Source organism: Sediminibacterium sp. FW305-C-269 (assembly GCF_058231045.1).
In genome coordinates, this window is record NZ_JBIQXQ010000002.1 from 134,648 (window position 1) to 159,881 (window position 25,234).

Consider the following 25,234-nt stretch of genomic DNA (forward strand, 5'->3'; position numbering starts at 1 on the left):
AATAAACCATATCAATCTGTGATCATTATGGACAGAAGAAAATCCATCAAAGCACTCCTGATCGGTACAGCCGCTTCGGGGGTATTGGTAGAAGCCTGCAAGAATAGTGACAAGAAAGCCATCGCTGCATCGCCGGATGCGAAACTGGAAGACCGGATGCAGGAAGAGAAGGACTACCTGAAGAAAATTGAGGCGGAGCCTAAGTTCTTCACCGAACATGAAATGGCTACGATCATCGTACTCGAAGACATCATTCTCCCGAAAGATGAGGTGAGTGGCAGTGCTTCTGATGCCAAAGTGCATGAGTTCCTGGAGTTCATTGTGAAAGATATGCCGGAACACCAGACCCCTTTGCGTGGCGGTTTACGCTGGCTGGATGTGGAGAGCCTGAAGCGTTTCGGAAAAGCGTTCAAAGATGCTGATCACAAACAGCAAATAGAGATCGTGGAAGATATCGCTTATCCGGAAGTAGAGGGAGCCATCAGTAAGAACAAACGAACCATCAAACCTGGCATGCAACAGGGTGTTGCATTTTTCAACAAAATGCGCGACATGGTAATGACCGGTTTCTACACATCCGAGATCGGCGTAAAAGACCTGGGTTATATGGGCAATACCCCTAACCAGTGGAATGGAGTGCCGGATGATGTGTTGAAACAGTACGGATACGCGTATACGGAAAAAGAATTGAAAGAGTGTGTGAGCTTTGATAAGGCGTAGGGATCGTTAAAGAGGTTAAAAAGGTTAAAATAGTTAAAAGGGTTAAAGTGGTAACAGATTTTCTGACTACTTTAACCCTTTTTATGTCTTCTTACCCTGGCTATTAAGTGCTTAATACAACTATATGAATAGTTTTTTTTGTGATTGAGGTAGAGACTTTTTGAATTGGTATGTAAAGTGGATTATAAGAAATTATTCAGAACACGTAAATCAGGAAGAAGTGAGAAATTAATTTTTAAAGGGATCTATGAAAAGCAAATTCAATAAGATTGTTTTTCTGGTCAGTTTTTTTGGGATAGTTATACAGGGATGCAACCAGCTATCGGCACAAAATATGAAGCGATATGATGCCCCGGTATATTCTTGGCTTAAGAATATATATTACGATTCTACTGTTGTGCAAACCGGAAGTTTATTAAGCGAGCCCTTTCAGAAAAAGGGTAATCTGTTGCCTTCTGTTATTTTTCTTTCAGGAAGGGAAGTATTTAAGGGAAATGCTTCGACGAGAATAAAAAATGTTTTTTTAATTAAGGATTCACTGATTTGTATCCAGGATTATAGTAAAGCGTTAAAACAGGCTGAGAATGAAAAGATAATCAGTTTTGACAGCAGTGTTTTTTCGGATAAGAAAATACATGTTCTTGGCAGGCTTTATCTTAATGGGGTGTATGCAAACCGGAGTGGTTCTTTGGTATTTATCGATCACTCTTATTCAGCTAATAAAGGGAAGTCTGTTTTTTCAGCTATAGTTGCACTCGTTTATAAGAGTAGAAAATGGAAAACAGGCAAAACAGTTGTATATGATATGACTAATTGACCTCTGTTTTTGACATGTTATATTGTGCTATTTTATTATTGAGATGCCGATAACTTAAAAACGAAAGGGTTAAAAGGGGTAACATATCTCCTGCCCCCTTTAACCCTTTTAACTATTTTAACCAACACCTAACGCTTAACTCACTCCCGCACCCGGATCGATCTCTGTTTCCGGGTTGATGAAATGAAGTTTTCCGTTGGCGTCTTCTGCCATTAAGATCATACCATTGCTTTCAATTCCCCTCATTTTACGGGGAGCAAGATTGGTGACTACGGTCACCTGTTTACCTACGATCTCTTCGGGTGCAAAATGCATGGCAATGCCTGATACGATGGTGCGGGTCTCAAAACCCAGGTCAACAGAGAGTTTCAGCAGTTTGTCGGCTTTCTCCACTTTTTCGGCACTTACGATTTTACCTACTTTCAGATCGATCTTGGCAAAATCATCAAATACGATCTCTGGTTTTACCGGGCTGACGGCTGTTTTGGGCTCTTCCACTTTTGCAGTAACAAGACCACTCACGACTAACGATTCACGATTCACGCTTGCTGCTTTTAATTTTTCCAATTGATAGGTTATCTCGCTGTCCTCGATCTTGCGGAACAGCAATTCAGGCGCCCGTAATGTATAACCAACGCTTAATAATTTCATCTTGCCGGCATTTTCCCAATCCAGCATCTTGTCCACTACTTTCAGCAGGTGACATATTTTCTTAGCCGTAAACGGCAGGAAAGGATTGATCAGGATGGCCAGGTTGGCACAGAGCTGTAAACAGATATGCAGGGTATTGTCGATCGACTGTTGTGCTTCACGGATAACATTACCATCGGCATCCACCTGTTTGGCCTGGATCCAGGGTTCTTTTTTCTGCATGTACTGGTTGCCGGTACGTGCCAGGTTGATCACTTCAAACAAGGCGTCGCGGAATTTATACTGCTCCAGCAGGTTCTCTACTTTCTGTTTGCAGGCTTCGATCTCTTCGATGGTTGCCCTGTCAAGTTCCGTTAAAGCATCATTATGCAAAGGTGGTACCTTACCCTTGCAGAGCTTGTGCATCAGTACCAGGCTCCTGTTTATATAGTTGCCAAAAATACTGACCAGCTCGCTGTTATTGGCATCCTGGAAACCCTGCCAGGTAAATTCACTGTCTTTGGTTTCCGGGGCGATCAGGGTCAGATAATACCGCAGTACATCTGCCATCTGGCTGCCGCCATTCTCTTTTTTAATAAAATCGTCTATGTAATCCTGCATATCCAGCTTCCAGTTACGGCTGGTGCTCATTTTGTCTCCTTCCAGGTTCATGAACTCATTGGAAGGCACGTTATCGGGCAGGATATTCCCATGCAGTTTCAGCATTACCGGGAAGATCAGGCAGTGGAACACGATATTGTCCTTGCCGATAAAATGCACCAGTTTAGTCTCTTTATCCTCCCAGTAAGGGCGCCAGTCCTTTTCATTGTTCAGCGCCCACTGTTTGGTGGCGCTGATATAACCGATGGGTGCATCGAACCATACGTACAATACTTTTCCATCAGCTTCTTTCAACGGCACTTTTACGCCCCAGTCAAGATCACGGGTTACGGCACGGGGCTGCAGTCCGCCATCGATCCAGCTTTTGCACTGTCCCACTACGGTCGGGCGCCAATCGCTGGCATGTTCTTTCAGGATCCAGTTGCGTAAAAAATCTTCGTGCCTGTTCAGGGGCAGGTACCAGTGTTTGGTCAGTTTCTTCACCGGCGGATTACCGCTGAGTGTACTCACCGGGTTGATCAGCTCATCCGGGCTCAGGCTCTTACCGCAACTTTCGCACTGGTCGCCATAGGCACCGGGAAAATTACAGTTGGGGCAGGTACCCTTGATATACCTGTCGGCCAGGAAACTATTGGCCTGCTCATCAAAGTACTGTTCGCTTTCCTTGATCTCCAGGTCGCCGTTATTGTTCAGTTTGGTAAAGAACTCCTGTGCGGTTTCATGGTGCAGAGGATCGCTGGTCCGGTGATAAATATCGAATTCGATCCCCAGGTCCCTGAAGTTCTGCTCCATGATGGGGTGATACTTATCTATGATCGCTCTTGCCGTAGTGCCTTCTTTGGTGGCCTGAATGGGTATGGCCGTTCCGTGTTCATCACTGCCGCATACAAAAACCACGTCACGTTTTTGCGCTTTCAGGTAACGTACATAAATATCCGCAGGCAGGTAGGCACCAGCCAGGTGACCAATATGTTTCAGTCCGTTCGCATAAGGGAGGGCGGAAGTGATCAAATATCTTTTGGGTGTGTTCATCGGTTCAGTGGTTTCCGGTTGGGAAAGTCTGCAAAAGTAAGTAATCCTTGTAAGAAGGCAATTTTGAGGGGGGAGAAGGGCTTTGTGGTTTTTAAATGGTAAGGCTTTAGTTACTTTCAGACTTTTGGGTTTTCAGGCTGGAAGCCTGGGGATAGGCTTCACTCGGCGGAGCCGAGCGACTGAGCCGCGACTGTTCTACTCAGATATAGCAACAGTTCAGTAATATTGTTGCATGATCAAATTGCCGCCTTACCTCAAAAAAGGAGACCTGATCGGGATCGTTTGCCCATCGGGATATATGCCCAAAGCCAAAGCCAGGACCTGCATCCGCGTACTGCAGGAATGGGGGTACCAGGTAAGGGTGGGTAAAACCCTGGGTAACCAGTTCCACTATTTTTCCGGAACCGATGCGGAACGGCTGGAAGACCTGCAAACCATGCTCGACGATAAAGAAGTAAAAGCCATCCTTTGCGGAAGAGGCGGGTATGGTATGAGCCGGATTATTGACGGGCTTGACTTCTCCCGATTCAAGAAACATCCCAAATGGCTGATCGGCTTCAGTGATATCACGGTGTTACATGCGCATGTGTACCGCCAATTGAACATAGCAACCCTGCATGCTCCCATGGCGGCCGCGTTCAATCACGGACTTCATAAAAAGGAATATGTACAATCTCTTGCAAAAGCCCTGAAGGGAACGGCCTCGAATTATAGCTGTCCGGCACACAAACTGAACCGCACCGGAAAGGCCGAAGGTGAACTGGTGGGAGGTAATCTTTCCCTGGTGGCACACTTGGTGGGAAGCAGTGCTTCTTTTATCACCAAAGGAAAGATCCTGTTCCTGGAAGATGTGGGTGAATATATCTATAATGTTGACCGCATGTTCCTGCAATTGAAACGCAGCGGCATGCTGGATGGACTGGCCGGACTGGTGATCGGCGGTTTTACGGAAATGAAAGACACTACCCTGCCTTTTGGTTCCGATGTGTATACGATCATTCAGTCGCATGTGCGGGAATTCAAATACCCGGTTTGTTTTGATTTCCCGGTGAGTCATGAAAAAAATAACTATGCTTTAAAAGTGGGGGTTATACACCGGTTAACGGTCACCGCCGGCAAAACTGTGTTGAAGGAATTGGTATAGGTGGGTCCGAAGACTTTTCGGAAAGGTTATTTCCAGGCCTGTCTTAAAAGCCTGAGCCAGTTACCATGCATGATGTTTTCGCAATCGTTTTGTGTGTATCCGCGTTTCATCAGTAAGCCGGTCATCTGCTGCAGGTCTGCGATCGTGTCGATATCATAGGGACATTGTTCCGTACCATAAGCCCCATCCAGGTCTGTTCCAATGCCTACATGCAGGGTGTTTCCGGCTATCTGGCAGATATGGTCCATATGGTCGATCACCTGCTCCAGTCCGCAGTTCATTTGTTTGGGATCTGACATTCCTTTCTGCCATCCGGGAACAATCATCCACGCATCCATGGCGGCGCCGATCACCGCTTTTTTCTGGATCAGGGTCCGGATCATGTTATCACTGAACTGGCGGTTATGGTTCACCAGGCTGCGACAATGGTTATGACTGGCCCAGATACTGCCATCAAATAATTCCATGGCATCCCAGAACGCTTCATCGCATAAATGCGTGGCATCCAGGATCATGTTCAGTTGTTGCATTTCTTTCAGCAGTGATTTGCCCATATCGTTCAGGTGACCGCTGGCGTTGGTGCCGTTGGCATAACGGCCAGGTCCATAATGTCCCGGCCCTACGGCACGTAATCCATAGGCATGGGCACGATGCAGGTGATCGATTGTGACCAAAGAATCGGCTCCTTCTAAACTTAAGATATAACCGATGGCCTTGTGTGTATTCGGTTCACCGTTATTCCAAAGCAACAGGTGTTGTTCCAGTTCTGCCAGGTTGCAGATCTGTATCATTTCGCCCGCTTCTTCCATGGCCCGATACCACTGCAACTGTCCCTGTGTTTGTGCCCAGGCCTGCTCGGGCGAGTGCCAGCCACTGAGGGTGCTGCCGGGTGCCACATACCGTCCAATCTGTGTGGCTACCACGATGCCGATATTGCCCTCGCGTAAAGCAGGCAGGGAAACGGTTCCTCTGGCACGATCGGGTTTATCGGTCATGCCCTTTTCCGTTTCGCGGATGTCATGCACCGGCAACCGCAGATCGCGGTTCCATTCCATAGCATTCATACTGAGATCCAGGTGGGCGTCGAAGATGAACATGGCGGCGGATTGTGAGTGGTGAATTGTGAATTGTGAATGGACAATCGTGAATCGTCAGTCGTCAGGGGAGTATTCACAATTGCCTACTCACCACTCACGTATTTAAATAGTTATTTTTCTTGATCTGGCAATCACCCGCCAGCAGGTTGTTTTTTGATGGTTCTCGATGACCATGGCATGATCGTAGAGGGCCACTGTCGGGCAGATATGTACGGGAACGCCATACAATACATCACCCACGGTATACTGATTGCTGTCGGGCACTTTCAGCACCAGGTGTTCTTCGCTTTGCGAGATGGGGCTTGCATCCGGAGCGTTCAGGAAGTGCACGCGGGGTAAAGGATTTTCTGCCGCTACGGATTTGTGGCCCAGATCGGTGCAAACCGTATGTTCATCAATCACGGAAATGATACGCGTGATCACCAGTGCCGCATATTCGAAGGGTTCATCGGGAACGATGTGTTTGTAGCCCCAGTCCCAGAATACAAAAGTACCCGGGCTATATACCACGTTCTTCCTTTTGGTATGCGTGGGAAAACTGGGTGAACCGCCTATCACGATCTGTAAGTGGTTATCATCAATGGCGGCAATTTCTTTTACCAGCCATTCCACTTTGGCGAAAGCTTCATCAGAACGCCGGTTCCTTTCGGTAAGATCTGTATCGCGGATATGGCCGTCATAAGCGTGAAGGCCAATGACCCGGATACCCGGCAGATCCTTTATTTTTTTGTACAGTTCCAGTGCACCTTCCGGTTTGATACCCGATCGGTTCATGCCGATATTCAGGTCAATGAATACCTGCAGTGTATGGTTGTTTTTGCTAAACAAGGCAGAAAGTATACCGGCGGTTATCGGGTTATCAATGATGCAGGAGAAGGTCGTATCCGGGAAATTAGCGACCAGTTGCAACAGCCTGTCTGCTTTAGGCCCAACGGGCTGGTGTGCCAGCAATACATCCTGTGCATCGATCTCAGCCAGCATTTCAGCTTCTGCAATGGTGGCGCACTTGAATTTTTGGATGCCGGCATCCTGCATCAGCTTACAAACTTCCGCGATCTTATTGGTCTTTACATGCGGCCGTATGCGTGCCACATCTTCCGCCATGAGAATGAGTTGCCGGATATTTTCTTTGATCCTCTCCGGGTAGATCACCAGCGAAGGAGAATCGATCTTATCAATGTTGTCTATCGTATACCAGGGAGTGGACATGTTATGGGGCTTAGATTATCGAAAATTAAAAATGCAAAAGTCAAAATGCAAAAAATAAAACAGTGGCTGTTCTTAGTAATTTTTTTGACTTTTGACTTTTGACTTTTGATTTTTGAATTTTATTCCAGTTCGAACATTACTTCAATTTCAACAGGGATATTGCCTGGCAAAGATCCCATGCCAACGGCGCTTCTTACACCGATGCCGTTCTCTTCGCCCCATACTGCGGCAAACAATTCGCTGCAGCCATTGATTACATAGGGGTGTTTATCGAACTCGGGGCTGCAGCTGACCATACCCAGCACTTTGATCACGCGTTTGATCCTGTTCAGAGAACCCAGGTTGGCTTTCAGTGTGGCCAATATGGCCAGCCCTACCTGGCGTGCGGCCAGTTTGCCTTCCTCCTGGGTAAGGTCAACACCTACGCGGCCGGTGATAAAACTGCCATCTTCTTTCAGGGTGCCATGGCCGGAAACATATCCGTGTTTTCCATCGATCAGAAAGGGTTTGTAAACGCCTAAGGGTTTGGGGGCGGGTGGCAGCACCAGGCCCAGTTTGGCAAAGTTTTCTTCGGGTGTCATGTGTATAATAGATTGATGAATAGGTATTTGTTCTTGGTTCTCTAAAGATAAACGAAAAAGCCGTCACACAGCAGGGAGGAAGAACAAAACTGAGCAGGTATGGTCACCGGGTTGTTTGCCATAAATTCACGAACTTCCTGTCGTAAAAAGTTACTATGAAGATCAGGGCACTGTTATTGCTGTTACTGACATTGAGTATGGTAAACGTTATGGCGCAGCGGAATACCAATGCGGCGCTGGCCGAATCCCATTATTCCCGCCTGTTCGAAGCCAGGTATGTGCAGAAGCCGCCACAATATCCGTTTGGCACCGATTCGTGCAGGCGTTTCTATTATGCGGTTTTTGGTGGCTTCGACAGTGTATTGAGCAAAGTGATCGAACAGGGGGATACCGCCAAATACATCCGTGTCTATTTTTCTTTCATTGTAGACAAAAACGGCTCACCCTATGAGGGGCATTTTGAGCGCATTGCGGGCACGCCTTATGCCAGGGGGGAATCGGCCAGGACCCTTAAATATTTTTCAGAGGACAGGAAATATTATGATAAGCTGATCGCAGCCATGGTGGCCAAAATGCCTTTCTGGAAACCCGCTTTGCAGAATGGTATTCCTGTAGATTGCCGGGTAGATGATTTCCTGCAGTTTTGGGTGGGTATCAATCCTCCCTCTTATTAAGCAGTTATTTTTTTCTCAAAGCAGTAAGGTTGATCAACGCAGCAGGCTATCCAGTTTTTCCTGCATCAGCGGAAAACTGTTCAGGTCATTATGTGAGCCACCTTCAATGGTGATGAAACTGTCTGCCGGTTTCAATAATTTTTTCAATCGCTTCGCATTCAGGTAAGGGATCACCCCATCTGCTGTGCCATGGAAAATAGTCACCGGGGCTGTTACTTTTGGCAGGTATTCGTTGGTAGGCATTTTAAAATGAAGCAACTGGTTAACCGGGTACATCCAGAAGAGGAGGCGGGTCAGTGAAGTAAGGCTGTAGTAAGGTGTTTCCAGGATAAGCTGTCTGCAATCACGTACAGAAGCCAGTTGCGCCGCAATGCCCGTACCCAGCGATTTCCCGTAGATCAGGATCTGTTCCGGCTGGTACCTGACCCTTGCCAGTTTGTATACGTGTAAGGCTTCCTCATATAAAACAGCTTCTGTGAGTTTCCCGGTCGATTTTCCGAAACCTGGGTAGTCGGGCATCCATACTTCATAACCTTTACTGGTGAAGTTGTTGGCAAAACCGGCATAGTGGTTTACATTTTCACGGTTGCCATGAAAGTACAGTACTATGCGTTTGGCCGGCGTATCGGCAGGGATGAATTGCACTATGTTGAAGCGGGTATCTTTATCCAACAGGATATTGGCTTCGGTGAAGGACTGTGAAAAATGATAACTGCTATCGGCAGCAATCGCTACAGGATGAAACAGGAGTTTCTCCTGCAGGTAGTACAATGCGGTACCCGACAATGCATATATGGCAACGATCAGTTTTATCCAGCGGAATAACTTCTGTTTGTTTTTCACGCCGCAAAGGTAGGTTCAGTATTGTAATATATCACGGATGAAATTGTGGTATTCCGGAAAAGCCGGCAGGTTGTTATGACCGCCGCCATGAATGCGGATCAGCGTGATCTTGTGCGGGTTGATCTGCTGCAGTTTTTCGCTGTGGCGGATAGGGATCAGCTGGTCGCGGGTGCCATGCAGGATATAGGTGTGACAATTCACTTTCCGGATCCACTGGTCCGTACGGAGATGGTAACGCAAGAGCCAGCGGTGCGGAAAAATGGGCGTGAACCTTTCCACCACTTTGATGAAACTGTAATAAGGCGCATCCAGTATCAGGTAACGAGGTGTGTTATCGGCGGCTATCCTGGTGGCAAAACCGCTGCCCATGCTGCGCCCATATACCAATATATGCTGTTCTTCGTAACGCTCGCGAAGCCTGTCATATACGAACTGCATATCGCTCAGCATTTCTTTTTCGCTGCGTTTGCCGGTGCTTTTGCCAAAGCCCCGGTAATCTACCAGCAACACATCGTAACCATACCGGTAAAAATCGCGGGCATATTTGGCCCATCCCTTGATGCTCCGGGAATTACCATGAAAATAAAGGATCAGTCCTTTGGGTTCCTTGCAACGGAAATGCAGGCCGTTAATCTGAACACCGGGCGCTATGTGAAAGAAGAGCTCCTCAAAAGGAGCATCGTATTTGTATTCGAAATCCTGCGGAAGTTTCTCTGGTTTGAAAATGAGTTTCTCCTGCACCAGGTAAATGACCAGGGCCACAACCAGGTATCCGATAATGATATAAAGCAGGGTAACAGGCAAGTAAAAGGGTTTGGTTTCCTAAGTTCTGTTTTTTATTGCTGGAAACCAATAGCGCCTATCCAAATTCTTCCGCTTCTTCCCGGTCTTCGTGGTATACCCTTTTCAGGTTCAGGTTAGATACCGGTGCAACAATCAGCGGGAATTTCTCTACGGTAACATTGCTCGGGTCGAGACCAAAACCTCTTTCCTCACCCAGGCTGATCTCTTTTAACCAGAAATAGAGTTTCATGATGATGCGTTCAAAGAAAGGCAGCTCATTATCCTGGCTTAAGTATTTCTCCAGTACAATGAACTGGAAATCGCCCACCACATTGTTTTTCTCCAGGCTCTCGTAACGGCTGGTGATGTTCACTTCCGTATTGTCAACCAGTTCATGCACCACTTTGCGGAACATGAGGTTGATGCGCTGCTCAACGCGGAAACCCAGACGGAACTCCACACGGATGATATCGTTGGGGATGATATGTTCCACCGAATATTCGCAGGTATACGGATCATCCAGTACATCTACGTGAACGAACCAGTAGATATCAGCGCGTTTGGGTTTTTTATTCAGGATGGAATAAATGATCTTATGCTCGATCTCCTTGGGGTTGTTGGCACTGGTCATATATACCAGGTGAGTGGCATATTTCGGGATGGTTTTGTCGTTGCTCAGCTCCTGGATCATGGGGATATAATGTTCCATGCGCACAAACTCCACATAGCGGTTCTTGATCTTACGGCTGCGGAACCATACATACATCACGGCAAACAGTCCGCCACCCACGATCAGGGTAACATAACCGCCATGCATGAATTTTTCCAGGTTGGCGATCAGGAAGGAGGATTCTATAGAGAAGTATACGATCAGGTACAGGTAGATCCAGCCCTTGTTCACCCGCCGGCTCACCAGGAAATTGGCAAACAGGATAGAAGTGCTGATCATACACATAGTGATGGCCAGTCCATAAGCCGCGCCCATATTGGCGGATTTCTGAAAATACAGTACAATGCCCACACAACCGATATATAGCAGCAGGCTGATGCCCGGGATATATAACTGGCCTTTTTCTTCGGTAGGATAATTGATCTTCATTTTGGGCCAGAGGTTCAGTCGCATCGCTTCACTGATCAGTGTAAAAGAACCTGATATCAATGCCTGGCTCGCAATTACCGCGGCAACAGTGGCAATGATGATACCCGGTAACTTAAACCATTGTGGCATGGTATTGATAAAAGGGTTGAAGCCGTCGGCCATTAGTTGTGGCGGAATGATCTGGTCTTTATAATTGGCCAGCAGCCAGGCGCCCTGTCCGAGGTAGTTCAGGATCAGACAGGTCTTTACAAAGATCCAGGAGATGCGGATATTGCCCCGGCCACAGTGCCCCAGGTCGCTATACAGGGCTTCGGCTCCCGTAGTACAGAGGAAGACGGCTCCCAATAACCAGAATCCTTTGGGGTAAGTGGCCAGCAGTTCAATGGCATAGTAGGGATTAAGTGCCTTAAAGATCTCAACATCATCCAGCAAATGTGCGGAACCCAGGACGGCCAGCATGGCGAACCAGATGCCCATGATGGGGCCGAATAACCTGCCGATAGAAGCCGTTCCGAACTGTTGCATAAAAAACAATGCCGAAATAATGGCTATGACAATAGTAAGGATGGTGCTTTGTTCAATATGCCGGAGCGAGGGCAGTTGCCGCAGACCCTCAATGGCAGAAGTGACCGTGATGGGAGGGGTGATGATACCGTCGGCCAATAAGGCGGCGCCACCCAGCATGGCAGGTATTACCAGCCATTTACGGCGGCGGCGTACCAGCGCATACAGACTGAAAATGCCACCTTCGCCCTTGTTATCCGCTTTCAGCGTAAGGATCACGTATTTGACAGTGGTTTGGAGGGTAAGTGTCCAGATAATACAGGAAAGCGAGCCCAGGATCAGTTTTTCACTGATGGCCCTGCCTGCAATGATCTCGTTTAAAACGTATAACGGGGAAGTACCGATATCGCCGTAGATGATTCCCAGGGCGATGATGAGGCCGGCAGCGGAAACCTTATTAATATTTTTGCTCACGCGAGGTGGTTATTACGATTGGTTGCTGTAAATATCCAACAAATGTAGCCGTAAAATCAATCCCTCAAATAAATATCCGTAGCGCGGTTCCACATTGTGCTTTTACTGTTAATTTAGGTATCCGTAAACACCACAACCCTTATTTTTGGTGTATAAACGATGACCTGCAAATGAAAAAGACGGTATCCCTGTTACTGACCTGCTTACTCCTTGCCTGCATCACCGGTTTGGGCCAGCGGATCACCTATTCCGAGCCCGACAGGGACGATCCCCGTATCCTCAATTTTGAAGTGCTGGGCAGGATCAACGGAAAGATCCTGGTGTACAAGACCTACCGCGATCTTCATTTTATCGTCACCTACGACAGTGACATGAAAATGCTGGAGAAAAAAAGGCTGGATTTCATCAATTACCGGGTATTGAATACCGAGTTCATCCAGTATTCCGATTTTGTGTACATGATCTACCAGTTTCAGAAGCGCAACATCATGTACTGCATGGCCATCAAACTGGACGGTACCGGGACTCCCATGGGTGATCCGGTACAGCTGGATTCCACCGATAATATCAATTACTCAGCCAGTAACAGGATCTATTCTGTGGTCAACAGCGAAGACAAGCAGAAGATCATGGTATTCAAGATCAATACCCGCAGTGATAAAGCGCATATCCTCACTACCTGCCTGTTCAACAAAGACCTTTCACTGGTACGCAAATCAAGACTCAGTGTGCCGATGCCGCAACGCAATGATTTTCTGTCGGAATTCTCGCTCGATAATGATGGAGACCTGGCCTGCATCCGTGCTTCGGGAACCTCTACCAACGACAATATCAACAAGATCAGCCTGATTACCAAACCCGCCACACTGGATACGTATACCCTTACCGACCTGAAACTGGGTAATATCTTTCTGGATGACCTGCGGATCAAAGTGGACAATATCAACAAACATTATGTGATCACTTCTTTCCTGAGCAAGACCAAAAGGGGCAATATTGAAGGGTTGTATTATGTACTCTGGGATAAACAGCTGAACAAGGAACTGCTCAATGCCACCCATCTGTTTGATGCGGAGTTCAGGGAAGATGCCAAAGGAGAGGGAAGCAGCAAAGCGGCATTCAACGATTATTTCCTGAAGAATATCATCATGCGTAAGGATGGCGGTTTTATTGTGATCGCCGAATCGGCCTATACCAGTTCGCGGGGCAATACCCTGAACCGCTGGGATTACCTCTACGGCTCGCCTTACTGGTCGCCGGTGGATTATTATACCTGGAACAGCCCGATAGGCTATTACCCCTGGTGGCGTTCGTATGGCCTGAACAATATGAATACCCTGACCCGTTATTTTGCCGATAATATTGCAGTGATCTCATTTGAACCAGGTGGTAAAGTGGAATGGAGCAATGTGATCCGTAAATCGCAGTACGATGACAATACCGATAACTACATCGGTTTTGGCCTGTTCAATACAGGTGAGCAGTTGCACTTTATTTTTAACACGCAGGAAAAAAGAACGATGATCCTGAACGATCAGACCATTGCACCCAACGGCCAGATCGACCGGAATCCCACTTTCAAGAACCTGGACAGAGGGTATGATTTTATGCCCCGTCATGCCAAGCAGGTAGGGGCCCGTCAGGCCATTGTTCCCTGCCAGTACAGGGGGTTCACCTGTTTTGCGAAAATTGAATTTTAATCAGTAGCCAGTGGTTTTTTTATTCCGAGACAAATCGATTGCTAACCTGTTTTTTCTGGTTGTTCTCAGTATCGCTGTTCACCTGCACCTGTTTATCAATGCACCCTTGGTGGTAACCAGCGATGGCGATGGCGTATTCTCTATCCTGTTGCGGAATTATGTGGTGGGACTGCCTGCCACGGTGCTGTTCCTGTTATACCATACCATTGTTTTAATACAGGCCATCCGGCTGAACATTGTGTTGAATGATCTGCGTATGTTTCAGCACAATACGTATACAACGGCCATGGCCTATGTATTACTTACGGGACTGTTTACCCAGTGGTGCAGTATTACGCCCGCTTTGCTGGCCAACTTCCTGCTGATCTGGCTCTTCATCAAACTCTGCCGTTTGTATAACCATCCTTCCCCCAAAACCCTGTTGTTCAATACGGGGCTGATCGTGGGACTGTCGGTACTCTGCTATCATCCTACAGCCATACTGGTGCCGGTGGTATTGTTTGCCCTGGCGGTGGTGAGGCCTTTTAAACTGGCTGAATGGCTTACCCTGCTGATGGGGGCTTTATTGCCGTATTATTTTCTAGGGGCCATCCTGTTCCTGCAAGACCAGTTTGAGCGTTTTTCCCTGTACCTGCCTTACCTGAAGTTGAACCTGCCAATGCAGCAGATGGATATACCGTTGGTGGTCAGCCTGTCCCTGCTGTTTATTTTCCTGGTAACAGGTCTTTATTACTGGCAGGCATCCAGCAATCGTATGGTGATCCAGATCCGTAAAAATTGGGGAGTTATGGCGGTTATGCTGTTCATACTGTTGCTGATACCCTTCCTTTTCCAGAAAGCAGGATTGGAATCGGGACTGCTGCTGCTGGTGCCGCTGGGCGCTTTTGCCGGTAATGGATTTTCTTACCCCCGCAGCCTGATACTGCCCAATATCCTTTTCTGGCTTACGGCCGGGTTGATCGCCTATAATAACTGGTGGTTGGTGTATCACCATTAGCAGGGGGAAAAATTAGCCGGGTTCTTAACCGGTCAGTTGTTACCTTTGCGGCGCAAGCAATTTCCTATTCAGCGTACAAAATGAACCCCTATGAAATTTGGTGTTGTGGTTTTCCCGGGATCTAACTGCGACAGAGACATGCAGGACTCCCTTCAGCAGGACCTTGGTAAAGAAGTGATCATGCTCTGGCATAAAGACAAAGACCTGAGTATGTTCACCACTGATGACTGCATCATCCTGCCAGGAGGGTTCTCTTATGGCGATTACCTGCGTTGCGGGGCCATTGCCCGTTTCAGCCCGATGATGCAAAGTGTGATCGAATTTGCCAACCGGGGTGGGAAAGTGCTGGGGGTATGTAATGGTTTCCAGATACTTTGCGAAAGTGGTCTGTTGCCCGGTGTACTGCTGCAGAACGCCAATCAACAATTCGTTTGCAAGAATGTTTATATCAAACACGATAACGGTGAAGCCCTGAAAATACCCGTAGCCCATGGCGAGGGAAGGTACCATGCCGATGAAGCCACCCTGAATGAACTGGAAGCCAATGGCCAGGTGATCTTCCGCTACTGTACCGAAGAAGGTGTATTGGATGCGGCGGCTAACCCGAATGGAGCCACCCGCCATATTGCCGGTATCCGTAATAAACAAAACAATGTATTTGGTATGATGCCACACCCCGAAAGGGCTACTTCTGCCTCTTTGGGCAATCTGGATGGTGTTAAAGTATTTGAAATACTGGGCCTGAATTAGGTAGTTTGTAAGGATAGGTTTTGCTTTGCGTCAGTACCCTTAAACAGCACGATAGTATGAAAAAACTCTTTCTTGGCTTTTTTGCAATGATGCTTGTGTCTTTCTCTTTTGCACAAAGGCAGAACCCTGTTAGCTGGAACTATGAAGCAAAGAAAAAATCAGCCGATACTTACGAGATCGTACTTACTGCAACCGTAGAAAATCCCTGGCATATCTATTCACAGAACACAGGGAAAGGCGGACCGATTCCCACTACCGTTGTGTTCAAAGCCAATCCGCTGGTAACCCAAACCGGTAAAGTGAAAGAAGTAGGTAAACTGGAAAAAGTATTCGATAAGAACTTCAATACCGATGTACTGTACTATTCAGATAAAGTGTTGTTTGTACAGACCGTGAAAGTGAAAGGTGGCGGCCGCATCAAGACCAATCTCAGCGGAACCGTTGAGTACATGGTGTGTGATGACAGCCAGTGTCTGCCCCCTGTTAAGAAATCATTTGACCTGAAGCTTCAATAAAACTGCGGTGCAAATGAAACAACTCTCCCTGCTTTTTTTGGCAGTATTTATTTCTGTGCTGGTATTTGGTCAGACAGACAGCTTATTGCACTGGCAAACGCAATCGCGTAAGATCAGCGATGGGGTGTATGAGCTGGTGGCCAAAACCTCCATTCCCAAAGGATGGCATGTGTATGGTACCAATCCAAAAGTGGAGGGACTGGATCCTGTTAAGTTCGTGCCGGCCTACGAGAATGCGGTATTGCAAGATCAGATCGGGTATGGTTCAAAACCGGTATCGATCGAAGACCCCCTGTTCAGTAAGGTAGATGTGTTCACCGGCCAGCTCGAGATCAGGCAGCAGGTGAAGATCAGTGGGTTTGTTCCTGCCATGTTAAAGGGAACCATTAACGCCAGCCTGGCAAAAGCAGATGAGTTCATCGTATCCGAACAACCTTTCGAAGTAAAGCTGGAGGGGGGAGCTGTTGCAGCAGCAGCTACATCCCAGATCAAAATACCTGCCATTGAACTGGACAAACCTGCTGCAGATTGCGGTAAGAGCAGTGTGGTGAGCGGCAGCGGATTGGGTTCCATTTTCCTGTTGGGTTTTCTCGGGGGGCTGATCGCATTGCTTACGCCCTGTGTGTTCCCGATGATCCCTGTTACCGTATCCTTCTTCACCAAAAGAGCATCCAGCCGTAAACATGCCATCAAGAACGGTGCGGTGTATGGCTTTTTCATTTTCCTGATTTATTTGTTGGCCAGTGTACCTTTTCATGTGTTGGGAAATGTGCAACCGGAGATCTTCAATAATATCTCTACCAACTCCTGGCTCAATGTGATCTTCTTTGTGATCTTCATCTTTTTTGCGATCTCTTTCTTTGGTTATTTTGAACTGACCCTGCCCAGCGGTATTGCCAGTAAGGCTGATTCGAAAAGCGGGTTGGGTAGCATGGGAGGTATCTTTTTCATGGCGCTTACCCTGGCCATTGTTTCCTTCTCCTGTACAGGCCCGATACTCGGTTCCTTATTGGTGGGATCATTAAGTGGGGGAGCCTGGCAGCTGACTTCCGGCCTGGCAGGTTTTGGTCTGGCACTGGCTTTGCCTTTTGCGCTGTTCGCCATCTTCCCTGATTGGCTGCAGTCACTGCCCAAATCGGGTGGCTGGCTCGATACGGTTAAAAAGATACTGGCTTTTGCTGAAGTGGCACTGGCATTCAAATTTCTCTCCAATGCTGACCTGGTGATGCACTGGGGACTGCTCAAACGCGAAGTGTTCATCGGTATCTGGATCCTGATCGGCGCAGGGCTGACCCTGTACCTGTTTGGCATACTGCGTTTACCGCATGATTACAAGGGCATGAAGATCGGCACCGGAAGAAAAGTACTGGGCGTATTGGCACTCTTGTTCACCCTGTACCTGTTGCCCGGCGTTACCCAGACCCAATACGCCAACCTGCGGTTGCTGAGCGGTTTTCCGCCGCCACTGAGTTATAGCATTTACGGACAGAACAATGTACACGGGAAAGGACTGGAAGCCAATGTGGTGAATGATTACGACAAAGCACTGGCAATGTCCAAAGAACAGAACAAACCCATCCTCATCGATTTCACCGGATGGGCCTGTGTGAACTGCCGTAAGATGGAAGAGAATGTGTGGACGAACCCTGATGTGTACAACTACATTAAGGAAAATTATATCCTGGTCTCCTTATACGTAGATGACCGCAAGAAACTGCCTGCTGAACAACGTATCCTGAACTATAGCACCAAAACCGGCGACACGAAAGACATCATCACCATCGGTGATAAATGGGCCACTTTTGAGGCAGAGAATTTTAACCAGACCACACAACCCTTATACGGGATCCTGAATACCAGGGAACAGCTGATGAATCATCCTGTGGGCTATACGCCCGATGCGGCTGAATACCTGAAATGGTTGCAGTGCGGCAAGGAAGCTTTTGATAGATCCAGGTAGCTCCCCAAAGCAGAACCCCTCATCGGAATGAAGGGTTCATGATCTTTACATTGATTGGAAATGTTTTTAGAGCGCGATCTGTTTTTCCTGCATCATCTTACGCAGGTTGATGAGACCGTAACGCATACGACCCAATGCCGTGTTGATGCTGCAATTGGTGATCAGCGCGATCTCTTTAAAACTCATATTGGCATAATGCCTCAGCACAATGATCTCTCTTTGTTCTTCCGGCAACAGGTCCAGCATGCGGCGTACGCGCTCATGGCTCTGTCCCTGCATGATCTTGCTGTCTGGCCCTTCTTCAGAGATCTGTAATACTTCAAAAATATCCTGGTTGTCGCTGGTACGGATTGCCGGTGTACGTTTTACCTTGCGGAAATAATCCACGCAGAGATTATGCGAGATCCGCAGCGCCCAGGGAAGGAACTTGCCTTCTTCGGTATAGCGTTTGTTCTTCAGTGTATCAATGATCTTGATGAACACATCCTGGAACAGATCTTCCGCAAGGTAACTGTCCTTCACAAAGAATAGGATGGAAGAGAAGATTTTGTCCTTATATCGGTAGATAAGGGTTTCGAAAGCGTTACTGTCGCCTTCCTGGAATGCCCTTATCAGTTCTGTATCAGACGCATGGTCTAATGTTCTCATAACATCTTTTTTGAGCTGTGTACTGCCTGTGCCGGCCGGTATGGTAGTTTTTATTGACTAAGCCGGGACTAACTCATTATCTTTCAACGACAAATTATACATCTTTTCATGCCTGAAAAGTTTTGTGGAAATAATGTTTCCGGCTTTTGGGGTTATACACATTCCGGCTGTTCCGGTAAAGGGAGAATAGCGCTTGAAAATGCGGTTCGGAAAATAAAAAAATCCTTATTCTGTACAGGTTTCTAAACCTCTGCGCCGATAATCTGTTTAAATTGCTGACCCATGGCAACAAAGACAAGATCCCCGAAAACAGAGAAGGTGGTAGACGACGATAATGACAGTATCCTGGTCAAAGGAGCCCGTGTGCATAATCTGAAGAATGTAACGGTCGGTTTCCCGAGAAACCAGCTGATCGTGGTTACGGGTGTTTCGGGCAGCGGTAAATCATCTCTCACTATCGACACCCTGTTTGCCGAAGGACAACGGCGTTATGCCGAGAGCCTGAGCGCTTATGCGCGCCAGTTTATGTCGAGAATGGCCAAACCGGATGTAGATTATATCAAGGGACTTTGCCCCGCTATTGCCATTGAACAGAAAGTGATCACCCGCACCCCCCGCAGTACGGTGGGAAGCATGACGGAGATCTATGATTACCTGCGTTTGCTGTATGCGCGTGCCGGTAAGACCCTTTCACCCATCAGCGGCAAAGAAGTGAAAAAAGATGATGTGTCGGATGTGATGCAGGCCATACAGTCATTACCGGAGGGATCAAAAGTGGTGATCATCGTCCCTTTTAAACAGCATGCCAAACGGGACATACGCGAAGAGCTGAATATCCTGATGCAGAAAGGTTTTTCACGCATCTACTTCCGCGGTGCATCTGCAGAGCTGGTCCGTATAGAAGACCTGCTCGAACTCACAGACAAAGAACTAACCCCAAAACTCACCACTCACCACTCACCGCTCACCACCCACGTGCTCATCGACCGCATTGTTACCAAAGCATTCGATGAAGACGATATACACCGCTTATCCGATTCCATCGGTACGGCTTTTTACGAGGGAGAGGGTGAGATGTACGTGGAAGTGAATAATACAAAACTGCTGCACTTCAGTAATAAGTTCGAGCTGGACGGTATTGTGTTTGAAGAGCCGGTTCCGAACCTGTTCTCATTCAACAACCCGTATGGCGCATGTCCTACCTGCGAAGGATTCAGCCAGGTATTGGGAATCGATGATGACCTGGTGATACCAGACAAAAGGCTGAGTGTGTATGAAGGTGCTGTGGCCGCATGGAGAGGCGAGAAACTGGGCTGGTGGAAAGAACAGTTTGTGAAGAATGCCGGCAAATTCGGTTTCCCGATACACAAACCTGTGATAGACCTCAGCAAGGACCAATACCAACAGTTATGGAAAGGAGGGCCCGGCGCACTGGGTATCGATGATTTCTTTAAGGAAGTAGAACAGAACTTATACAAAGTGCAATACCGCGTATTGCTGAGCCGCTATCGTGGCCGTACCAACTGCCCGGATTGCCATGGCTACCGTTTACGCAAAGAAGCTTTGTATGTCCATGTTGGCAATAAACATATCGGCCAGTTATGCGAGCTGCCGGTGAAAGACCTGAAACAATGGTTTGATACATTGAAACTGTCGCAACACGACCAGCAGGTGGCCAAAAGGATACTGATTGAAATCCACCAGCGTTTGCAGACATTGATCGATGTGGGATTGGGATATCTTACCCTGAACCGTCTTGCCAATTCTTTAAGTGGCGGCGAAAGCCAGCGCATACAGCTTACCCGTAGCCTGGGCAGCAATCTCACCAACTCATTATATATTCTGGATGAACCCTCGATAGGTCTTCACTCCAGGGATACCGCACGTTTGATCAGTGTATTGAAATCACTGCGCGACCTGGGCAATACCGTGGTGGTGGTGGAACACGATGAAATGATGATGCGCGAAGCAGACCATATCATCGATATGGGACCGCTGGCTTCACATCTGGGAGGTGAAGTGGTGGCGGTGGGTAATTATGAGGAACTGGTGGCCAATCCTGAAAGCCTTACCGGGAAATACCTGACTGGGAAACTCAGTATTGATCCGCCTGAACAGGTCCGTAAATGGAACCGTAGCATTACGGTTGAGAACGCCAGGCAGAACAACCTGAAAGATATCACCGTGGAATTTCCGCTCAATACATTGTGCGTGGTGAGCGGGGTAAGCGGTAGCGGTAAAACCACACTGGTAAAACAGGTATTGGTTCCCGCTCTGCGTAAACTGAAGGGAGAGTTCTCGGAGAAAGTGGGGCTGCATAAGAACCTCACGGGCGATGTGGACTATATCTCCCAGATAGAGCTGGTAGATCAGAATCCCATTGGTAAATCATCCCGCAGCAACCCGATCACCTATATCAAAGCTTATGACCCTATACGCGACCTGTTCTCGCGGCAGCCATTGTCGAAAACACGTGGTTTCCAGCCCAAACATTTTTCCTTTAACGTAGATGGCGGCCGTTGCGATACCTGTAAGGGCGAAGGGGAGCAGATCGTTGAAATGCAGTTCCTGGCCGATGTACACCTTACCTGCGAATCCTGCGGTGGTAAACGGTTCAAAGATGAGGTGCTGGATGTGCAATACAAAGGCAAGAATGTATTCGACGTACTGGATATGAGTGTGGATGATGCCATTGAATTCTTTGCTGATGAAAAACAGATCAGGTCGGCCATCCAGCCTTTGCAGGATGTGGGATTGGGTTATGTAAAACTGGGGCAGAGTAGCGATACCCTTAGCGGTGGAGAAGCACAGCGGGTAAAACTGGCCAGTTTCCTGGGAAAAGGCAAAAGCATCGGCCATCTCCTGTTCGTATTCGATGAACCCACCACCGGCTTACACTTCCACGATATCAAGAAACTACTTGCATCCTTTAATGCACTCATAGAACAGGGTCATTCCCTGATCGTGATCGAACACAATACCGATGTCATCAAATGCGCCGACTGGGTCATCGACCTTGGCCCCGAAGCCGGTGATGCAGGCGGAACCCTGGTATATACAGGCGTACCGGCAGGATTGAAGAAAGTGAAGGAAAGTTATACAGGTAAATACCTCTAGAATGATGAACAGATGAACAAGGAATAAAGAATGTTGAAGTGAGTCCCACTACTCTGCGGACACGCTGCGTTCTCTGCGGCTCTGCGGTGAAAGGAATAAGGAACAGAGGAACAAGTAAACGGTCATTTCCGATCAACATTCCTTGCTCATCTGTTCATCTGTTCTGTCTATCTTAATCTGTCTACACTTTTTACCAGTTGCTCGTCTTTGTAAATGCCTCTGATGGCAAGAAATAACAGGAAGGGAATGGCGATGGTTATCAGTGAGGTAAGGTCGAAGCTCCATTCGTTGGGAACGAAATTCCTGGTCTGCAGGTAATACAGCAGGATGTTCAGTAAAGCCACTGCCAGCACACCAAAACAGATCTTGATCTGCAGTTGCCGGTTACTAAAAAGAAAAACAGTGATGAGTGAGGCAATGCCCACACCTACCGTCAGTATCATGATCAACAGATGGCTCATGGCAGTGAAACTCTGAAACTGTTTTACGTTGTCAACGAGAATATTACCGCTGAAAAACGACAACTTCAGCGAAGCAAACGCCAAGCCGGAAACCAGTAACAACCAGATGGTCTGTATTCTTTGCAGCATATAGCAAGTTTACATTTTCAGAAAAACCTCCACACTCCTTCCCTCCCTGACCTTTCTAACTATTTTAACTCCCTTTAACCCAATTCAGGATACAACACAAACTGCTCCATGAACGCATTCACATCCTTCTTCACACTGTTCAGGATAGCGGTATCATCAGCATTCATCAGCACTTTGTCAATAGCGTCCACTACAAACGGCATATGTTCTTCTTTCATGCCACGGGTAGTGATGGCCGGAACACCCAGGCGGATACCGGAAGTTACAAAAGCGCTTTTATCGTCGTAAGGAACCATATTCTTGTTGGCGGTGATATCGGCCAATACCAGTGCCTGTTCGGCTTTTTTACCGCTGATGTTCTTGTTGCGGAGGTCAATCAGCACCAGGTGGTTATCGGTACCGCCACTGATGATCTGGTATTCTTTGGCCACCAGCGCTTTGGCCAGTGCCTGTGCGTTCTTAACTACCTGGTTGGCATAAGCGGTGAATTCATCGCTCAGGATCTCGCCAAAAGCGATGGCTTTGGCGGCTATCACGTGCTCCAGCGGCCCGCCCTGTATACCGGGGAATACGGCCATGTCCAGCAGGTTGCTCATCATACGGATATTCCCTTTCACATCTTTCAGTCCAAATGGATTTTCAAAATCCTTGCGCATCATGATAATACCACCACGGGGCCCGCGTAAGGTCTTATGTGTGGTAGAAGTAACAAAATGACAATGATCGAAAGGATCGTTCAGTAATTTTTTGGCAATCAGTCCGGCAGGGTGTGCAATATCCGCCATCACCAATGCGCCCACTTCATCGGCCACTTTGCGGATGCGGGCATAATCCCAGTCGCGACTATAGGCGCTGGCGCCGCAGATGATCATTTTGGGTTTTACTTCGCGGGCTTTGGCTTCCAGCATCTCGTAGTCCACCAGGCCACCTTCGCGGGTCACACCGTAGAAATGGGGTTTGTATAATTTACCGCTGTAGTTAACAGCAGAACCATGCGTAAGGTGGCCACCCATGCTCAGGTCAAGACCCAGTATGGGATCGCCCGGTTGTAATACGGCCAGGGCTACGGCAGCATTGGCCTGGGCGCCGCTATGGGGCTGTACGTTGGCATATTCAATGTTGAAGATCTGCTTCAGGCGGTCGATGGCCAGCTGTTCGGTCTGGTCAACAATTTCGCAACCGGCATAGTAGCGGCGACCGGGATAACCTTCGGCGTATTTGTTTGTCATTACATTACCCATGGCCTGCATTACCTGTAAACTGGTAAAATTTTCAGAAGCGATCAGCTCAATTCCATGACGTTGTCTTTCCAGTTCCTGTTTAATGAGGTCGAAGACCAGGGTATCTCTTTGCATTGTATAAAATTTGCCGCAAAGATAAGCCCTGTCAATAAGCTATTCGCCCGTTGCAGGTTTTTTGTCGGAAATAGGGGATAACAGGTAAATAAAAACCGTCACAGCTATTCATTCTGGTGTAAACAGCTTAAAAATCACTGTAAATCAGCCCTTATTATCCCCAAAACTTGCCCTATTCTCATATTTTCCTAATTTCGACGCCTGATTTTGTGTTGGATGAAGAGGTAGGTAAAGCGAGACTGGCCAGCACATCGTATCTTAAATGACCCCAATGAAAGCGATCATCCCCGTTGCTGGCGCCGGAACCAAATTACGTCCCCATACCTATACCCAACCCAAGGCCCTGATCCCCATTGCAGGAAAAACCATCCTGAGTTTTATTGTGGATCAGTTGCGAGAAGCGGGGATCAACGAATTCATCTTTATTGTAGGTTACCTGGGTGAGAAGATCCAGGATTATGTGAAACAGACCTATCCCGACCTCACCACTCATTTTGTGTACCAGAACGAACGCCAGGGTACCGGACATGCCATTGAGCTTACCCGAAACATTGTAGGTGATGATGAAGTATTCGTAGCGCTGGGCGATACCATTTGCGAATACGATGTAAAAGAAGTGGTGAATTGTCCATACAGTATGCTGGGCATTAAAAAAGTAGACGATCCACGCAATTTTGGTGTCGCTTCACTGGATGAGGAAGGTTTTATTGAGCAGGTGGTTGAAAAACCCGCCATTCCCAAAAGCAATATGGCGCTGGTAGGATTGTACAAGATCAAGGAAACCCATTTCCTGTTCGAGTGCCTGCACCACCTGTTTACCCAGGATATCAAAACTTTTGGCGAGTACAACCTGACCGATGCACTGGATTGTATGATCAAAAGAGGCGCCAGGTTCAAATCGTTCAAAGTAAAAAACTGGTTCGACTGCGGTAAAAAAGAAACCCTGCTCGAAAGTAATGCCACTTTGCTGAAGAAATTCGGCGGTAATACAACCGACGGGCATGCATATAAAGAAACCATCATCATACCCCCGGTAAGCATAGCGCCGGGTTGCGACATCTCCAACTCCATCATTGGCCCGCATGTGGCCATCGGAACCAATACTTGCATCAGGAACTCGATCGTGCGTGACAGCATCATCGGTTCTTACACCAACCTCGATGAAGTGGTACTCGACAATTCCCTCATTGGCAGCGATGCCTCTGTAAAAGGCCTGAGCCGCAGCCTGAATATCGGCGACAACACAGAAATAGACTTCGGGTAGTAATTTGAGAATTAGGGAATTTGAAAATTTGAGAATGATTTTTGGATTGAGTGCTCAATCGGATAATGCCTAACTTTATACCAGCGTATTAAGCGCGCAGGTATTACCCG

At 47.6% G+C, this 25,234-nt stretch carries 21 protein-coding genes; 11 read left to right on the plus strand and 10 right to left on the minus strand.

Features of this window, described 5'->3' with window-relative positions; genetic code table 11:
- Positions 1-27 precede the first annotated feature (27 nt).
- Together ACH3Y6_RS05980 and ACH3Y6_RS05985 are read left to right on the plus strand one after the other, a co-directional pair.
- Entirely contained in the window at positions 28-720 is a 693-nt protein-coding gene (locus tag ACH3Y6_RS05980) for a gluconate 2-dehydrogenase subunit 3 family protein (RefSeq protein WP_490834684.1), read from the plus strand.
- 247 nt (positions 721-967) lie between these two features.
- Positions 968-1,537 (plus strand): hypothetical protein, encoded by a 570-nt coding sequence (locus ACH3Y6_RS05985; RefSeq protein ID WP_490834685.1) that lies wholly within the window; start codon positions 968-970, stop codon positions 1,535-1,537.
- A gap of 135 nt (positions 1,538-1,672) precedes the next feature.
- Here the strand turns inward: ACH3Y6_RS05985 and metG are convergent, their stop codons facing one another.
- Complete coding sequence (gene metG / locus ACH3Y6_RS05990) at positions 1,673-3,820, minus strand: methionine--tRNA ligase (RefSeq protein ID WP_490834686.1); 2,148 nt, start codon at positions 3,818-3,820, stop codon at positions 1,673-1,675.
- A 232-nt stretch (positions 3,821-4,052) separates the two neighbouring features.
- Here metG and ACH3Y6_RS05995 point away from each other — a divergent pair, with 232 nt between their 5' ends.
- On the plus strand, positions 4,053-4,964 hold the full coding sequence (locus tag ACH3Y6_RS05995) for a S66 peptidase family protein (protein ID WP_490834687.1): 912 nt from the start codon (positions 4,053-4,055) through the stop codon (positions 4,962-4,964).
- Positions 4,965-4,990: 26 nt separating this feature from the next.
- On the opposite strand, the gene ACH3Y6_RS06000 is transcribed toward ACH3Y6_RS05995, so the two are convergent.
- The 3 genes from ACH3Y6_RS06000 to ACH3Y6_RS06010 form a co-directional block, all read right to left on the minus strand.
- The gene (locus ACH3Y6_RS06000) at positions 4,991-6,061 is read right to left on the minus strand and encodes a dipeptidase (protein WP_490834688.1); all 1,071 of its coding nucleotides are present in this window, start codon (positions 6,059-6,061) and stop codon (positions 4,991-4,993) included.
- Between the two features lie 102 nt (positions 6,062-6,163).
- Entirely contained in the window at positions 6,164-7,270 is a 1,107-nt protein-coding gene (locus ACH3Y6_RS06005) for a D-TA family PLP-dependent enzyme (RefSeq protein WP_490834689.1), read from the minus strand.
- Between the two features lie 119 nt (positions 7,271-7,389).
- Positions 7,390-7,851, minus strand: coding sequence for a RidA family protein (locus ACH3Y6_RS06010; RefSeq protein WP_490834690.1), 462 nt, complete (start codon positions 7,849-7,851; stop codon positions 7,390-7,392).
- Between the two features lie 155 nt (positions 7,852-8,006).
- On the opposite strand from ACH3Y6_RS06010, the gene ACH3Y6_RS06015 reads away from it, so the two are divergent.
- Entirely contained in the window at positions 8,007-8,525 is a 519-nt protein-coding gene (locus ACH3Y6_RS06015; protein WP_490834691.1) for a hypothetical protein, read from the plus strand.
- Positions 8,526-8,558: 33 nt separating this feature from the next.
- On the opposite strand, the gene ACH3Y6_RS06020 is transcribed toward ACH3Y6_RS06015, so the two are convergent.
- The 3 genes from ACH3Y6_RS06020 to ACH3Y6_RS06030 are packed head-to-tail and all read right to left on the minus strand — an operon-like array spanning position 8,559 to position 12,228.
- On the minus strand, positions 8,559-9,368 hold the full coding sequence (locus ACH3Y6_RS06020) for an alpha/beta hydrolase (protein WP_490834692.1): 810 nt from the start codon (positions 9,366-9,368) through the stop codon (positions 8,559-8,561).
- A 15-nt stretch (positions 9,369-9,383) separates the two neighbouring features.
- Complete coding sequence (locus ACH3Y6_RS06025; protein ID WP_490834693.1) at positions 9,384-10,172, minus strand: alpha/beta hydrolase; 789 nt, start codon at positions 10,170-10,172, stop codon at positions 9,384-9,386.
- 55 nt (positions 10,173-10,227) lie between these two features.
- Entirely contained in the window at positions 10,228-12,228 is a 2,001-nt protein-coding gene (locus tag ACH3Y6_RS06030; protein ID WP_490834694.1) for a KUP/HAK/KT family potassium transporter, read from the minus strand.
- 170 nt (positions 12,229-12,398) lie between these two features.
- Here ACH3Y6_RS06030 and ACH3Y6_RS06035 point away from each other — a divergent pair, with 170 nt between their 5' ends.
- The 5 genes from ACH3Y6_RS06035 to ACH3Y6_RS06055 all read left to right on the plus strand — a co-directional run bounded on the left by ACH3Y6_RS06035 (position 12,399) and on the right by ACH3Y6_RS06055 (position 18,150).
- On the plus strand, positions 12,399-13,928 hold the full coding sequence (locus ACH3Y6_RS06035) for a hypothetical protein (protein ID WP_490834695.1): 1,530 nt from the start codon (positions 12,399-12,401) through the stop codon (positions 13,926-13,928).
- Between the two features lie 10 nt (positions 13,929-13,938).
- The gene (locus tag ACH3Y6_RS06040) at positions 13,939-14,925 is read left to right on the plus strand and encodes a hypothetical protein (RefSeq protein ID WP_490834696.1); all 987 of its coding nucleotides are present in this window, start codon (positions 13,939-13,941) and stop codon (positions 14,923-14,925) included.
- A 90-nt stretch (positions 14,926-15,015) separates the two neighbouring features.
- A complete protein-coding gene (purQ, locus tag ACH3Y6_RS06045; RefSeq protein ID WP_490834697.1) occupies positions 15,016-15,675 on the plus strand; it encodes a phosphoribosylformylglycinamidine synthase subunit PurQ in 660 nt (219 codons plus the stop codon).
- 56 nt (positions 15,676-15,731) lie between these two features.
- Positions 15,732-16,190, plus strand: a complete 459-nt coding sequence (locus tag ACH3Y6_RS06050; RefSeq protein ID WP_490834698.1) for a protein-disulfide reductase DsbD domain-containing protein — start codon at positions 15,732-15,734, stop codon at positions 16,188-16,190.
- Between the two features lie 13 nt (positions 16,191-16,203).
- On the plus strand, positions 16,204-18,150 hold the full coding sequence (locus ACH3Y6_RS06055) for a protein-disulfide reductase DsbD family protein (protein ID WP_490834699.1): 1,947 nt from the start codon (positions 16,204-16,206) through the stop codon (positions 18,148-18,150).
- 66 nt (positions 18,151-18,216) lie between these two features.
- On the opposite strand, the gene ACH3Y6_RS06060 is transcribed toward ACH3Y6_RS06055, so the two are convergent.
- A complete protein-coding gene (locus ACH3Y6_RS06060; RefSeq protein ID WP_490834700.1) occupies positions 18,217-18,798 on the minus strand; it encodes an RNA polymerase sigma factor in 582 nt (193 codons plus the stop codon).
- A gap of 282 nt (positions 18,799-19,080) precedes the next feature.
- Between ACH3Y6_RS06060 and uvrA the strand changes: the two genes are divergently transcribed.
- On the plus strand, positions 19,081-21,915 hold the full coding sequence (gene uvrA / locus ACH3Y6_RS06065; RefSeq protein ID WP_490834701.1) for an excinuclease ABC subunit UvrA: 2,835 nt from the start codon (positions 19,081-19,083) through the stop codon (positions 21,913-21,915).
- Positions 21,916-22,082: 167 nt separating this feature from the next.
- Here uvrA and ACH3Y6_RS06070 read toward each other — a convergent pair whose 3' ends face one another.
- Both ACH3Y6_RS06070 and glyA read right to left on the minus strand, forming a co-directional pair.
- Positions 22,083-22,505, minus strand: coding sequence for a DUF4293 domain-containing protein (locus tag ACH3Y6_RS06070; protein WP_490834702.1), 423 nt, complete (start codon positions 22,503-22,505; stop codon positions 22,083-22,085).
- Between the two features lie 74 nt (positions 22,506-22,579).
- Entirely contained in the window at positions 22,580-23,860 is a 1,281-nt protein-coding gene (glyA, locus tag ACH3Y6_RS06075; protein ID WP_490834703.1) for a serine hydroxymethyltransferase, read from the minus strand.
- Positions 23,861-24,131: 271 nt separating this feature from the next.
- Here glyA and ACH3Y6_RS06080 point away from each other — a divergent pair, with 271 nt between their 5' ends.
- The gene (locus ACH3Y6_RS06080; protein WP_490834704.1) at positions 24,132-25,124 is read left to right on the plus strand and encodes a sugar phosphate nucleotidyltransferase; all 993 of its coding nucleotides are present in this window, start codon (positions 24,132-24,134) and stop codon (positions 25,122-25,124) included.
- Positions 25,125-25,234 lie beyond the last annotated feature (110 nt).